Origin of the sequence: Dysgonomonas sp. 511, assembly GCF_010501105.1 — a bacterium.
Lineage (GTDB): Bacteria > Bacteroidota > Bacteroidia > Bacteroidales > Dysgonomonadaceae > Dysgonomonas.
In genome coordinates, this window is sequence record NZ_QVMQ01000014.1 from 14,341 (window position 1) to 28,231 (window position 13,891).

11 protein-coding genes are annotated in these 13,891 nt (G+C 42.6%); 5 read left to right on the top strand and 6 right to left on the bottom strand.

What is annotated here, in order from left to right:
• Nucleotides 1–20 precede the first annotated feature (20 nt).
• The 5 genes from D0T57_RS08055 to era all read left to right on the top strand — a co-directional run bounded on the left by D0T57_RS08055 (nt 21) and on the right by era (nt 5,946).
• On the top strand, nt 21–1,700 hold the full coding sequence (locus D0T57_RS08055; RefSeq protein WP_255490542.1) for a tetratricopeptide repeat protein: 1,680 nt from the start codon (nt 21–23) through the stop codon (nt 1,698–1,700).
• A gap of 226 nt (nt 1,701–1,926) precedes the next feature.
• Nucleotides 1,927–3,195: a methionine adenosyltransferase gene (gene metK / locus D0T57_RS08060; protein ID WP_163272660.1), complete on the top strand. Its 1,269-nt coding sequence runs from the start codon at nt 1,927–1,929 to the stop codon at nt 3,193–3,195.
• A gap of 23 nt (nt 3,196–3,218) precedes the next feature.
• Nucleotides 3,219–4,058: a DUF4271 domain-containing protein gene (locus D0T57_RS08065; protein ID WP_163272662.1), complete on the top strand. Its 840-nt coding sequence runs from the start codon at nt 3,219–3,221 to the stop codon at nt 4,056–4,058.
• Nucleotides 4,055–4,813 (top strand): uroporphyrinogen-III synthase, encoded by a 759-nt coding sequence (locus D0T57_RS08070; RefSeq protein ID WP_163272664.1) that lies wholly within the window; start codon nt 4,055–4,057, stop codon nt 4,811–4,813. The genes D0T57_RS08065 and D0T57_RS08070 overlap by 4 nt, the downstream gene beginning before the upstream one ends.
• Nucleotides 4,814–5,064: 251 nt before the next feature.
• Entirely contained in the window at nt 5,065–5,946 is an 882-nt protein-coding gene (gene era, locus D0T57_RS08075) for a GTPase Era (RefSeq protein WP_163272666.1), read from the top strand.
• Between the two features lie 31 nt (nt 5,947–5,977).
• On the opposite strand, the gene D0T57_RS08080 is transcribed toward era, so the two are convergent.
• The 6 genes from D0T57_RS08080 to pth form a co-directional block, all read right to left on the bottom strand.
• Entirely contained in the window at nt 5,978–7,204 is a 1,227-nt protein-coding gene (locus D0T57_RS08080; protein ID WP_163272668.1) for a 3-phosphoshikimate 1-carboxyvinyltransferase, read from the bottom strand.
• Nucleotides 7,205–7,307: 103 nt separating this feature from the next.
• Nucleotides 7,308–9,947, bottom strand: a complete 2,640-nt coding sequence (ppc, locus tag D0T57_RS08085; protein ID WP_221412297.1) for a phosphoenolpyruvate carboxylase — start codon at nt 9,945–9,947, stop codon at nt 7,308–7,310.
• Nucleotides 9,948–10,105: 158 nt separating this feature from the next.
• Nucleotides 10,106–11,836, bottom strand: a complete 1,731-nt coding sequence (locus D0T57_RS08090) for a phosphoenolpyruvate carboxykinase (protein WP_163272670.1) — start codon at nt 11,834–11,836, stop codon at nt 10,106–10,108.
• Between the two features lie 301 nt (nt 11,837–12,137).
• Nucleotides 12,138–12,674 (bottom strand): hypothetical protein, encoded by a 537-nt coding sequence (locus D0T57_RS08095; protein WP_163272672.1) that lies wholly within the window; start codon nt 12,672–12,674, stop codon nt 12,138–12,140.
• A 201-nt stretch (nt 12,675–12,875) separates the two neighbouring features.
• Nucleotides 12,876–13,307 carry an RNA-binding S4 domain-containing protein gene (locus D0T57_RS08100; RefSeq protein ID WP_163272674.1) on the bottom strand — a complete coding sequence of 144 codons (432 nt, stop codon included), beginning with the start codon at nt 13,305–13,307 and terminating at the stop codon, nt 12,876–12,878.
• Between the two features lie 4 nt (nt 13,308–13,311).
• Nucleotides 13,312–13,875, bottom strand: a complete 564-nt coding sequence (pth, locus tag D0T57_RS08105; protein ID WP_163272676.1) for an aminoacyl-tRNA hydrolase — start codon at nt 13,873–13,875, stop codon at nt 13,312–13,314.
• Nucleotides 13,876–13,891 lie beyond the last annotated feature (16 nt).

Genomic DNA, 13,891 nt, shown 5'->3' on the forward strand with positions numbered 1-13,891 from the left:
ATATTATTAGAAAAATGAAAATGAAGTATCTATTAAGCACCTTGTTGGGCTTTTTTATCGCAATTTCTACTTTCGCTCAAAACCCAGGTGCAGATTACCTGAGCCTTGGCGAATTAAAATTGGCAAAAGAATATTTCTCGAAAGCATTGGCTACATCTCCGGCCGAATCGAATTACTATCTGGGCGAAGTTGCTTTTAGAGAAGGTGATATAGCAAAAGCTAAATCTTTTTACGAAAAAGGATTGGCTGCTGATCCGGCTAGCTCGCTTTGCTCGATAGGACTGGCTAAACTTCAACTGAAATCGAATCCGAAAGAAGCTGAAGACAAATTGAAGAGCATTCAAAAGTTGAAAGAAAACAAGAAGAATGTAATCGTAATCCTGGCTATAGCACAAGCTTACCTAGACAATGGTATGAAAGAAAAAGCTATGGAAAAACTGGAAGATGCACGCAAAGCTGACAAAAAATCTCCATTCATCTATCTTTTCGAAGGCGATATGCTGGCAAAAGAGAACAAACCGGGGGATGCCGCCATGCAATACGACCAGGCAATCAATTTCGATGCTTCTTGCGCCGTTGCATACCTCAAAGGTGCACGCGTATATGAATATATAAACCGCGAAACTGCTGCCAGTATGTTGAAAAAAGCACTCGAAATCAATCCAGAATACAGAGTTGCTTACAAAGAATTGGCCGAATTGTACCGTCGCGATGGTTTCTATCCTCAAGCTATAGAACCATACAAAGAATACTTCAAAGGTAACGACTATACCGTAGAAGACCTTACTCGCTATGCTTCTGTTCTTTACTTCACTCAACAATATGATGACGCTAAGAAATATATAACTGAAGGTCTTGGTAAAGAGCCTAACAACTTTGTATTGAACCGTCTTTCTTTGTTCAATAACAACGAACAAAAAGATTTCCAAAGCGCACTGGCTGCCGGAGATAAATTCTTCAGCCTTACTCAAAAACCATCGACAAGCGTAGACAAAAACGAAGTAGATACTACTTCAAGGTTTATCGTACAAGACTACCTTGCTTATGGAAAAGCATTGAGCGAAACCGGTAATAAGGCTAAAGCAATAGAGCAATACAAAAAAGCTGTAGAACTAGACCCTTCTAAAACAAACTTGTACAAGGAAATCGCTTCTATCTGTGCAGGCGAAGAAATGTATATAGATGCTGCCGGATTTTACAAAAAATATATAGAATTGGCCGGCGAAAAAGCAGAAGCTTCCGACTATTTCCAAATGGGACGCTACTACTATATCGGAGCAGGAGCTTTGGCTAAAGATGCAAACGTAGCTCCGGAAGTTGCCAAACAAAATGCAGATAACGCATACAAAAATGCAGATGCAGCATTTGCCGTTGTAGCCGAAAGAATTCCTGACAGCTATATGGGCTACCTGTGGAGAGCGCGTGCAAATGCCTCATTAGACCCGGAAACTACAGCGGGACTGGCAAAACCATACTATGAGCTAACCGCTAAAGTAATAACTGACGGAGGAGATGCCGATAGAAACAGAGAGCTAATCGAATCTTACAGCTACCTAAGCTATTACTACTACCTGCAATACGATAAGAGCAAAAAAGCTGACGATAAAGAGCAAGTGCGTGTATATGCAGAAAAGATTCTTCAAATCGATCCGGAAAATGCAAACGGTAAATCACTGTTTGAGTTTGCCAGTGCCAGATAAGAATCATAAACCCAAAATAACAATAGCCTGTACCTTTCGAGATACAGGCTATTTTTCTTTATAAGAAAACGATTAAATCGGGAAAAATCAGTATCTTTGCACTCAATTTAATTAAGTGGACAGATTTGTATTTGATTGCAACCACATGAAAAAATGCTAAACCATTTTCGATTTCTTGCCATACATATCTTTCCTGTTTGTCAAACAGAAAAAATATTTAGAACCAATGAGCTATTTATTTACATCTGAATCCGTATCGGAAGGACATCCCGATAAAGTTGCGGATCAAATATCAGACTCCCTTTTAGACGAGTTCCTTGCTTACGACCCTAATTCGAAAGTTGCCTGCGAGACTTTAGTTACTACCGGACAAGTAGTTTTAGCGGGAGAAGTTAAATCGAAAGCATATATCGACATTCCCGAAACAGCAAGGAAAGTAATAGAGCGGATAGGATATACGAAAAGCGAATACCAGTTCGAAGCTCAATCGTGCGGCGTACTATCTGCTATACACGAACAATCGGACGATATAAACAGAGGTGTAGACGGCAAATCGGATCCAATGGATCAGGGTGCCGGCGACCAGGGCATGATGTTTGGCTATGCAACCAGCGAAACCGACAACTATATGCCCCTCGCATTGGATCTATCACACGCCCTTCTGCTAGAATTGGCAAATATTCGTAAAAACGAACTGCACTTGATGCCATATCTTCGCCCCGATGCCAAATCGCAGGTTACAATAGAATATGACGACAACGGTACGCCTCTGCGTATAGACACAATCGTAATATCAACTCAACACGATGAGTTTGGCAGCGACGAAGAGATGCAACAAAAGATAAAAGCCGATGTGATAAACGTGCTGATACCAAGAGTCAAGGAAAAATATAAGTTCAGAGACGATATAGCCAAGCTGTTTACTGATGCTATTACATTCCATGTAAACCCTACCGGGCGCTTTGTTATTGGCGGCCCTCACGGCGACACAGGCCTTACAGGACGCAAGATCATAGTAGACACCTACGGAGGCAAAGGCGCACACGGAGGAGGCGCATTCTCGGGTAAAGACCCTTCGAAGGTAGACCGCTCGGCAGCATATGCCTCACGCCACATAGCCAAGAATCTTGTGGCAGCAGGTGTTTCTCCCGAGGTACTGGTACAGGTATCGTATGCTATTGGTGTTGCTAAGCCAATGAATATATATATAAACACTTATGGCAAAAGTAATGTAAACCTTACGGACGGAGAAATAGCGAAGAAAGTAGAGAAATTATTCGATATGCGCCCCAAAGCAATAGAAGAACGTCTGAAACTCAGAAACCCTATTTATGCAGAAACCGCCGCATATGGGCATATGGGACGTGAGCCTCAGGTTGTAGAAAAAGAATTTCGTTCGCGTTACAATCCCGAAGGCAAACTTATAGAGGTAGAGCTTTTTACCTGGGAAAAACTGGACTACGTAGATGCAATAAAAAAAGAATTTAGCCTGTAAAGAAAAAGTGTAATTAAGCAATTTTGAACCAAGCCGATACAATATCGCCCTATATAAATAATGCCATTGCTACTCCTTGGAGTAGCATAGATGCATTATTGCCTCAGGTTGCCGATTCGCTGAGAACTGATAGCCTTGCAACCGAGCAGCTAGTAAACGAAGTTTCAAGGCATGATGGCATTTCCCTGCCATTCAGCTTGGAGCAAATTGATGGTATATCTGTATTGTTGTTCCTTTGTTTTATATCCTTTTGCTATATATACAACGGAGGATACTCTTATCTGAAAGAGAGCTTTTCGCTACTTTTTTCCACAAAAAAAAGCCAGCGTATACAATTAACCACCACCGAACATGTCTATAATTATTATCTGGTATTTCAGACTGTGATACTCCTGTCTATATCAATGTATGCAGTTTTCAGAGGAATCTCGATAGAACAAATCACAAGCGAAAGCCCTATAATCAAAATCGTGGGCTTCTGTATGGCTATAGGCGCATTTTATATACTGAAAGACCTCATATACAAATTTATCGGATATATATTCGATGCATCCAAATCGGTTATAATATGGCGCAGAATGCACATGTTGGGAGTAGAAGTGCTCGGCATTCTGTTTTTTATACCTATCCTGTTGCTGGTCTATTCTCACGCCTATCATCATCAGATAATAGTATTCATGCTTATTATATTTCTATTAGTTCAAATATTGCTTTTTTATCAAATAATAATCTTTTTTTTCAAACAAAGATTTAACTTTTTGTATTTGATTGCCTACCTTTGTACTTTCGAAATTTTACCGTACATATTTTTGTTCGGAGGTCTCGAAAAATTATATAGATTTGACGTATTTAGCATACTATGAGTTTGAAAGTAAAAAAGATCTTGATTTCCCAGCCTGCACCGTCTACTGAGAAATCGCCCTACTTTGACATCGCGGAGAAATATCAGTTGCAAATGGATTTTCGTCCTTTCATCAGAGTAGTTGGATTAGATGCAAAGGAATTTCGCCAACAAAGAATCAACATACAGGACTATACAGCAGTGGTCTTTACAGCCAAAACTGCTATAGACCACTTCTTTGCTCTATGCGAAGAGTTTCGGATTGCAATGCCCGAAACGATGAAATACTTCTGCATATCCGAGTCTGTAGCGCTATACTTACAGAAATATATCGTATACAGAAAACGTAAGATATTTTTCAGTACCACCGGCAAAATGGACGGATTGGCAGCGGCATTGACAAAGCACAATAAGGAAAAGTTCATCGTTCCCGTATCTGATGTACACAGTGAAGATCTCACCGCAGTACTCGATGAGAAGAAAGTGGACTATACCAAAGCCGTTATGTACCGCACAGTGAGCAACGAATTTACCGAAGAAGAAATACTTTCGTACGACATGCTTGTGTTTTTCAGCCCTTCGGGTATAGTTTCTTTATTGAAGAATGCTCCTAACTTCGAACAAGGAGAAAAAGCTATCGGATGCTTCGGCGCAGCTACTGCCAAAGCGGTAAAAGATGCAGGACTTCACCTCGATTGCGAAGCTCCTCAACCGGGTTTGCCTTCGATGACAGCAGCCCTCGAAGCCTTCATCAAAGAAAACCATAAAGCAAAATAAAAAGGTTTATCCCGCTTATTTAAAATACAGCAGAGCTTAACCCGAAAAGGTTAGGCTCTTTTCTAATAATGCAAATGGAGAAAAGAGGGATGTTTCGGGGCAACTTCGTGAATCTTTTATATACTATAGCCGTTACAGATAAAAAAAAGTAACAGTTGTATAATACTGAATCTCTTTTATAAAGATATAAAAAGCCTGTTGTCTATCTTTTTTGTACATTTGTCGTTGACAAAAATAAAGTTACAATTATAATGCACAAATCAGGTTTCGTAAATATAGTAGGGAATCCCAATGTAGGAAAATCTACATTGATGAATTTATTGGTAGGCGAGAAGATATCTATCATCACCTCCAAGGCGCAGACTACCCGCCACCGCATACTCGGGATAGTGAACACCGAAGATTACCAGATCGTATACTCCGATACGCCGGGAGTATTGCGTCCCAACTATAAATTACAGGAATCTATGCTGAATTTTTCCCAATCGGCTTTGAGCGACGCTGATGTCCTGCTCTACGTTACCGATGTGATAGAAAAGACAGACAAGAACGAAGAGTTTCTGAGAAAAGTACAGAATACGGATGTGCCTGTATTGCTCATTATAAACAAAATAGACCAGACCAACCAGAAGGAATTGGAAACTCTGGTAAAGCAGTGGAAAGAACTGCTCCCCAAAGCAGAGATATATCCTATTTCGGCATTGAACAAGTTTAATATAGATGTCATAAAAAAACGTATCCTCGATTTTATCCCCGAATCGCCTCCTTACTTCGAAAAAGATGCCCTTACAGACCGTCCGGCGCGTTTCTTTGTTACCGAGACTATCCGCGAAAAGATACTGCTGTATTATAAAAAAGAAGTGCCTTATGCCGTAGAGGTTGTGGTAGAAGAATTTAAGGAAGAAAAGGATATAATAAATATCAGGGCGCTGATTATCGTAGAGCGCGATACGCAGAAAGGCATCATTATAGGGCACAAAGGCGTAGCATTGAAAAAAGTGGCTACATCTGCCCGCCGCGACATAGAGCGTTTTTTCAATAAAAAGATATTCATCGAGATTTTCGTCAAGGTAGAAAAAGACTGGCGAAGCAGGGATAACCTGCTCCGCCAATTCGGATATAAGTTAGATTAATTTTATATCGCTTTTGTGCAGCAACTTGCAACTATTTAAGAATCTCTATTTCGAAACCAACTGATTTCAAATCGTTCCAGTAGCGAGGATATGATTTTGTAACCACTCCCGGCGTTGCAATGTTTATATCACCCAGTTTGATGGCGGCCGGAGCAAACGCCATAGCCATACGATGGTCTTCGTAAGTTTTTATTACGGCGTCTTGCGTTGGTTCGCACCGTTCGCCAGTCCATTCCAATATGCTGTCTTCGCTATCGTAAAGCACATAACCCAACTTTTTCAGTTCGACTTTCAGGGCTTCTATACGATCGGTTTCCTTTATTTTGAGGCTTTGCAGGCCTGTAAACAAAAACGGAATACCCATCATGCAGCAGGTAACAGCAAAGGTTTGGGCAAGATCGGGCTCGTCTACAAAATTGTGGAACATCTTCTTCGTCCTACGCTTTGTCTTGGTCAATACTACTCCATCTTCGGTATATTCTGTCGCAATGCCCAGATCGAGGAACAGTTCGGCAACCTTGCTGTCGCCTTGCATGCTGTTTTTGAACAAGCCTTTCAATTCCAGTTGGGCATCATCGGCCAAGGCAGCTATTTCGTACCAATAAGATGCTGCCGACCAGTCGGCCTCTACAGTGTAGCGGGTAGGCTTATATATTTCGGAATGTATCTTGATGGTCTTCCCTTCCCAGTTTACCTTCACTCCGTATTGAGCCATCATGCCCAATGTGAGCTTGATGTAAGGTACAGAAATCACATCCCCCTCCAAGTGTATTGTCAAGCCCTTTGTCATAGTCGGGGCTATCATCAGCAGGGCCGATATAAACTGCGAACTAACATCGCCCGACAGGAATATAGAGCCTCCGTCTAAAGCTTTTCCCTTTATTTTCAAAGGAGGATAACCAACTTTGCCCATATACTCGATACGCGCGCCCAACGACACCAAGGCATCTACCAGGATATGTATCGGGCGTTCCTGCATACGTTCGGTACCTGTAATAATCCACTCGCCGGGAGTAATAGACAAGTAGGCCGTAAGGAAACGCATGGCTGTTCCCGCAGCTTTCACGTCTATCAGGTTACTTCCCGATTCGAAAGCGGCGATCATTACATTGGTATCGTCGCAATCCGAAAGGTTCTTTATCTCGGAAGAGGAATGGCTCAGCGCATTCAGTATCAGTGCCCTGTTGCTTATACTCTTCGATGTAGGGAGTTGCAATGTTGCGTTTATCTGCTTTTTCCCTTTTACTTTATATTGCATGATATATTCAGTTCTGTCAACTTAACAGTTATCAATTAAATATTCTCATTCTTCATTCATTTGCCAATATGCTAATTTGCCGGTTGGTATATTAACCCCTAAATCACCCGGTATTGCGCATTCCCGCAGCGATGCCCGATATGGTAATCATCAGAGCCAGTTCGAGCTCGGAAGAATGTTCTCCTTCCTGACGGGTGCGATGCAGCAATTCTACTTGCAACAGGTTGAGCGGATTGGTATAGATATTGCGCATAGCAATGTTTCCTGCGATATCGGGCAAGCCTTCCATCAGGTATTTATCTTCTGATATTTGCAGTATGGTATCTATATCTTTTTTCAACTGTTCCCTCAGTCCTTTACCTATCCCTTTCAGTTTGTCTTCTACCAGACGATCGTCATAATACTCCGAGATACGGGTATCGGCTTTCGCAAATACCATTTCGAGCATACTGATACGCGTACCGAAGAAAGGCCACTCTTTATGCATGGCTTTCAGTATGTCCATCTTGCCTTCGTTTATAGCATCCTGTAAAGCTGCACCTGCTCCCAGCCATGCCGGAAGCATGAGGCGGTTTTGAGTCCAGCCAAATATCCAAGGTATAGCACGAAGGCTTTCCACTCCGCCATTCGGACGACGCTTTGCCGGACGCGAGCCTAACGGCAGGCGAGCAAGTTCGGCTTCGGGTGTTGCCTGATAAAAGTATGGTATGAAATCGGGATTCTGATGTACCAATCCCTGATATATTTCCCTCGATATTTCCGACAGTTCATCCATCAAATCTCTCCATTCCTGTTTAGGTGCGGGAGGTGGGAGCAAGTTGGCTTCGAGAATGGCATCGGTATATAGCGATAATGTTTTGATAGCCAAATCGGGCAATCCCAGTTTGAAACGTATCATTTCACCCTGCTCGGTGACGCGCAACCCATCTTTCAGCGAACCCGGAGGTTGCGAAAAGAGAGCCACTTTGGCAGGACCGCCACCACGGCCCACAGTACCACCGCGTCCGTGAAACAGGGTAAGGGCTATTCCCGCATCCTGGCAGGTTTTTATCAAGGCTTCCTGTGCACGGTATTGTGCCCATCCGGCAGCCAGCGAACCTGCATCTTTTGCCGAATCGGAATAACCGATCATTATCATTTGTTTGTTTTCTATTACGCCCCTGTACCAACTTATGTTGAACAACTGCTTCATAATATCGTTGGCATTGTTCAGGTCGTTCAGCGTTTCGAAAAGCGGGGTGACAGGCAGCATGTACGGGCATTCTGCTTCCTTGAGCAACAGATATACAGCAAGGATGTCGGAAGGAGTCCGCGTCATGGATATAATATATGTAGGAATGGCGCCTGCCGGTGTTTCGGCTATTACTTTGCAGGTTTCCAGCACTTCTTTCGTTTGCGGGCTTGGTTCCCAATTGTTTGGAACAAGCGGACGTTTAGAGTTAAGTTCTTTGATAAGGAATGCCTGTTTGTCTTCTTCCGACCATGTTTCGTAGTCGCCCAATCCCAGATAGCGGGTTATTTCGGCTATGGTTTCGGTGTGTACGGTACTTTCCTGACGGATATCCAGTTGAGCCAGCGTCAGTCCGAAACAACGGATACGGCGAAGGGTGTCGAGTAGTTTATCGTTGGCAATGATCGACATATTGCAGGCTACCAGCGATTTGTAGCACTCGTGTAATGGTTGCCACAATTGCTCATTGTCAATGAGGATATCTTCTGTTATTTCAGGATTTTTACCCTCGATACGTTCATAGAGGTATGCTACTGTTTTCCTGAGTTTTACCCGTAGCCTTTTCATCAGTTCCCTGTAAGGTTCCTGCACATCATAATCTTGTATGTAATCCCTAAACTCTGTGGTACAGTCGGCCATCGACAACTCTTTTACAAGTACTTCTATATCTCCGAGGAATAGGTTTGCAGCGCGCCTCCGGCTATCGAGCAAAACGGCATAGGTCACCTTAGCCGTCACATTCGGGTTGCCATCGCGGTCGCCTCCCATCCACGACGAAAAGTGTATAGGACGTGCATCTATAGGCAGGCTGTACGGCAGCACGCTTTGTATCTGTTCGTCCAGTTCGCGCAAAAACGCGGGAACAGCTTCCCACAAGCTGTTTTCTATTACTTCGTAACCCCATTTGGCTTCCTCATTCGGAGTCGGACGGTTCTTGCGGATTTCGTCGGTGTACCAATATTGCGCGATCAGTTGTTTGAGGCGGCGCAATATTTGTATTTTCTGATAATTGGCTAGGTCGTCGTGGTCGAGAAGGGCCAGGCTGTTATCTACCTGATTGAGATTGTTGATCAGCGAACGCCTGTTTATTTCTGTAGGATGGGCAGTGAGTACCAGGTCGATGGATATATTTTTTACGGCCTCTATTATTTCTTCATCGTTCAGGTTGGCTGCCTTTAGTTTATTATATATTTCCGGAAAGTTTACCGGGTTTTCCGCACCTTGTGCATGCGGAGACACACTATTGTACTGCTCGGCAGTATTTGTAAGGTTAAGAAACTGATTGAAAGACCGTGCCACAGGCAAAAATTCTTCATCTTTCAGGTTTTGGAGAGCTTCAACCAGTTGTTTCAATGCTTCGGCGTCTCCTGAGTGCGAAGCTTTCGATAGTCTCCTGATTGCTTCGATACAATCGACCATCTCCTGTCCTTTGGCTTCTCCTATAACTTTCCCAAGCATGTCGCCAAGCAGTTTGATGTTGTCGTGCATCAGAGGTTGCTTAATATTATTCATATTTTATTCGGTATTTTTGTTCTGGTATATGCTAAACGAAGAAAAATCGACTAATGTTTTCTTTCGGCCTGCTATCTTATATCTTATTAACAGGTGGTTGTATATTGTAAACTTATATACCATCCCGAAGAACGGTATATAAGCCCCTTGTTTGGTATTTATTCGTTTATCATCGTAAACAATTCTTCGGCAGCTTCGCGCGGCCCTTCTTTACTTCTGCCCTCGATGGCAAGCGAAGTATGTATCTCGCCTATCTTCACCCCATTGTTTTTCATGTCGGTAAAGTACTCCCTTATCAGGCGTCCTGCCGTTTCCTGTTCTTGCACAGGCCCAAACGGATTGGCAAAGTATGAAGTCACAAGCCCTTTTTCGGTAGTGGTACCTTTAGCTTTACGTGCTCCGGCTTCGAATACTTTGATGGCATCGTCGAGGTTATCGTAGATACTTATTTTTGTGTCTGCCTCTTCGTAGTTGTTGGCATACAGGAAGTAGTCTACTTTATAACCCCTCATTATCACATCGTAGGTAGCTGCCGGAATGGTGATACGGGCGTTTACCTTGTCAGGATTGGTATATATCCCTCTTTCCAGTTGCTCGAAAGCGTATGCAGGATCGAGGTCGTCGATACGGACAAATGCTCCTGTTTCGGTTCCGTAGCCTTTTATAGTTCCATCTTCTTCTTTTTTCAGGTAACCCATATCGTCGAATATGATACGCATATGGCGTATATATTTTTCGTTAAGGGTACGGAAGGCTTCGAGGCTTTCCGATTTTCCTGCGCCGCTATCGCCCATGATGATTATATTGGCTTCTTTTCCATTCTTGAGGGCTATATTTACCATAGCGCCGTGTATAGGCAGACGGTTGAATTCCATTTGCTTCACATTGTGCAAGGTGAGCAACATTTTCTTCATATAGCCAAAATAGTCGATTTCGTCGCAATGGTTGGCATAACCGATGAGTATATCGTTTTTCTTGTCTTTGTAGTAGAAGGTACGTTTTTCGTTCTGTCCGTCAGGATATCCGAAAATATAGATTATATCCGGTTTCTTGCCTATATATTCGTCCTCTTTCGCCAGTTCGAACAGGTTGGACAGGGCAAAGCCGTGTACCATAAAGTCTTTGTGGAAATAGACGAAAGTTAGCATATTGCCCACTTTGGCAGGATAGAGGAACCAGTCGTCTTCATTAAGCACTATATTTTCTACCGGGTTCGAGCTATGTTCCTGAAATACACCGTCGCGAGTGTTGCGTTTGGTATAAGAAATGAACGGTGGTTTAAACATCACACCTGTTATGAATGGAATGGAAGTCAGCCCATTATATTCTATAGGGCAATTCCAGTTTATATCACTTAGGGTGAGGGCGGCATTAGCTCCTGCATTCAGTTGACGATATACCCTGTGCTGGTATCCTATCACGGTTTCTTCTATACGGCGATAGATGGATAATACCAACTCGTTGAACAGCTCGTTGGCTTGCATAAACCGTACGCTTTGCAGGCCGTTGCCTATCGAGCTGTTGTGCACGATAGTATAGCGTTCGAGCCTGCGCCAGAAGCTATACAGTAGTTCTATCAGTTCGATAAACAGGTCTTTATCGTTGAAGAATATTGTATATCGGTTGTGCACGTTTTGTACTTCGTCGGGATTGCATACTGTCAGTAATTTAAAAGCTTCGATAAGGTTTTTTACAAATTCATCGTCTGTTTTAAATTCCTTGATATAATATTCGTAGATTATTACTTCTTCTTTTTTGATTTTTTGTACAAATACTTCAACAACTCTACGGAATCCGTAGCTGTTTAGTATTTTTTGGCGTGTATCGCAAAATTTCAGTGTGAAGTTGATTATTGCTTTACCTTCAATTAGAGTAAATTCTTGTAGCATGTTTTATTGTTTTTTATTATTCTCTTCTTTGGTTTGATATCCCACCTGACTTGCAGTTGTTTATGCAACCTATCGGTTGATTCAACCTTATCGGCCCTGGCTTATTTTTCTAACCCCAAATTTACTTAATCTTAGCTATACATTTAAATGAATCTGAGACTAATTTTATAATAAATTGTAAATTAAAAATAAGTTTTTACTGTTTCTTTGTATCAATCTTATTTTCGAAGTGCATATTAATGCTAAAAAAGAAAGAGTTACTTCTTACGAAAGCAACTCTTAGTCTTTATATCCGATTTTCTTATCGCGCAGGGCGCGTACGGTCTGTCGCCGGACGGGTAGCCTCTGCTGGCCGGGTATTTGTAGATGGCCCTACTCCCGGTGTCGGTCTGGTATAATCAGGACGGCTGGTTTCGGGACGGTTTGGCGGAGTAGGCCTGTTTGGACGATTGGGTTTATTGGGTCTATTCGGTCTGCTTGGCCTGTCCGGTTGATAGTCGGGATAAACATATATTGGCCTTCCGTATGGCGGTAAAATAGCGGGAGGGGTAATGGAGGGTACATATTGCACATCGTCGTATAGAAATTCGTATCCCGTAAGATAGTCGTTCCAAAATTCCAGAGCATATACTTCGTCTCTCGATGTCCTGTATTCCAATACTTCCTGGTATCCTTCTTGTTTATCGTTAACTGCCAATATCCTCTCGGGCGGACCTATTACTGCTTCCACTTGTTTTTTTGTCATGCCTGTAGTCAGCTTGTTCAAGTCGAGCGACTTGTATGTACCGCAAGCGACAAACAGAAGGGCTGCGATGGTTGTTAGTATTATCTTTTTCATATCTTGACTTGTTTTTATTTAAACTTCTGTTTACCAATATATATATAAGACAAGTAACATGCCATAAATGTTTAATGAATACGAAAAAGAATGAATAGTTATTTATAGAGTTTCTTTGAATCACGGGGTGAAAATAAGAGCCGCAAAAAGAAAAAAGGTTACCTCAAAACGGCAACCTTAATATCAAGCTCTATATTGATGTTAATCTTCATCATCCAGCTCCCAATCGTCGAAGAAGGAATAATCTTCCGTAAACTGCTCCATCTCTCGCCGGTCTTTCTTGGTAGGGCGTCCCGTTCCTCTGGCGCGGTCTACAAACCCGCTAATTTTAGACATTTCGAGAATTTCCAGTTGCGAAGGAGGGGTTACATCCCGCATAAATTCAGGAACAAGTTTTGCCCCCATTCTATTTTCGGTCAAAGCCAATACTTCGAAAGAATAAGTTATAGGTGCGCGTCTGACTTCTATCACATCGCCGATTTTTATCATCCGCGAAGGTTTTATTGCTACGCCTTTTATCGTTATCCGCCCCTTTTTGCAGGCATCTATCGCTATCGAACGGGTTTTGAACAGGCGTACTGCCCAGAGCCATTTGTCGATGCGTACTTCATTCTTTGGTTCACCTTTTGCCATAACTTTATTTGTTATTGTACAGGTTCATTGTATTTTGTATTCCGGCAAGGCAAAAGCTTTTTATTATTTCGCCACACGTTTCGAGTTTAGCGGGCAAAGCTTTTTCTTCTTCTTCGGTAAAATCGTCCAATACATAATCTACTTGCCCTCCTCTTGGAAAATCGCTGCCAATACCAAAACGAAGGCGGGCATAAGCTTGAGTTCCCAGTATAGTCTGTATATGTTTCAACCCATTATGCCCGGCATCGCTGCCTTTTCCTTTGAGGCGCAATGTGCCGAAGGGAAGAGCGAGGTCGTCGACAACCACGAGTAGGTTTTCATCAGGGATTTTTCCTTGTTGAAGCCAGTAGCGTACTGCATTTCCGCTCAGGTTCATATAAGTGGATGGTTTCAAGAGGAGAAGGGTACGGCCTTTGATTTTTATCTCGCTTACAAAACCGTAGCGTTTATCCATAAAAACAGCATTGGACGCTTCTGCTAAAGCGTCCAATACTCTGAATCCTATATTGTGGCGGGTATATTGGTATTCGCTGCCGATATTACCCAGGCCGGCAATCAAGTATTTCATTTATTTGTGGTTGTCT

Excerpts from the sequence above, each read along its gene's own strand:
- D0T57_RS08055 (WP_255490542.1), top strand. The coding sequence starts at position 21 with ATGAAGTATCTATTAAGCACCTTGTTGGGCTTTTTTATCGCAATTTCT.
- metK (WP_163272660.1), top strand. The coding sequence starts at position 1,927 with ATGAGCTATTTATTTACATCTGAATCCGTATCGGAAGGACATCCCGAT.
- D0T57_RS08070 (WP_163272664.1), top strand. The coding sequence starts at position 4,055 with ATGAGTTTGAAAGTAAAAAAGATCTTGATTTCCCAGCCTGCACCGTCT.
- era (WP_163272666.1), top strand. The coding sequence starts at position 5,065 with ATGCACAAATCAGGTTTCGTAAATATAGTAGGGAATCCCAATGTAGGA.
- D0T57_RS08080 (WP_163272668.1), bottom strand. The coding sequence starts at position 7,204 with ATGCAATATAAAGTAAAAGGGAAAAAGCAGATAAACGCAACATTGCAA.
- ppc (WP_221412297.1), bottom strand. The coding sequence starts at position 9,947 with ATGAATAATATTAAGCAACCTCTGATGCACGACAACATCAAACTGCTT.
- D0T57_RS08090 (WP_163272670.1), bottom strand. The coding sequence starts at position 11,836 with ATGCTACAAGAATTTACTCTAATTGAAGGTAAAGCAATAATCAACTTC.
- D0T57_RS08095 (WP_163272672.1), bottom strand. The coding sequence starts at position 12,674 with ATGAAAAAGATAATACTAACAACCATCGCAGCCCTTCTGTTTGTCGCT.
- D0T57_RS08100 (WP_163272674.1), bottom strand. The coding sequence starts at position 13,307 with ATGGCAAAAGGTGAACCAAAGAATGAAGTACGCATCGACAAATGGCTC.
- pth (WP_163272676.1), bottom strand. The coding sequence starts at position 13,875 with ATGAAATACTTGATTGCCGGCCTGGGTAATATCGGCAGCGAATACCAA.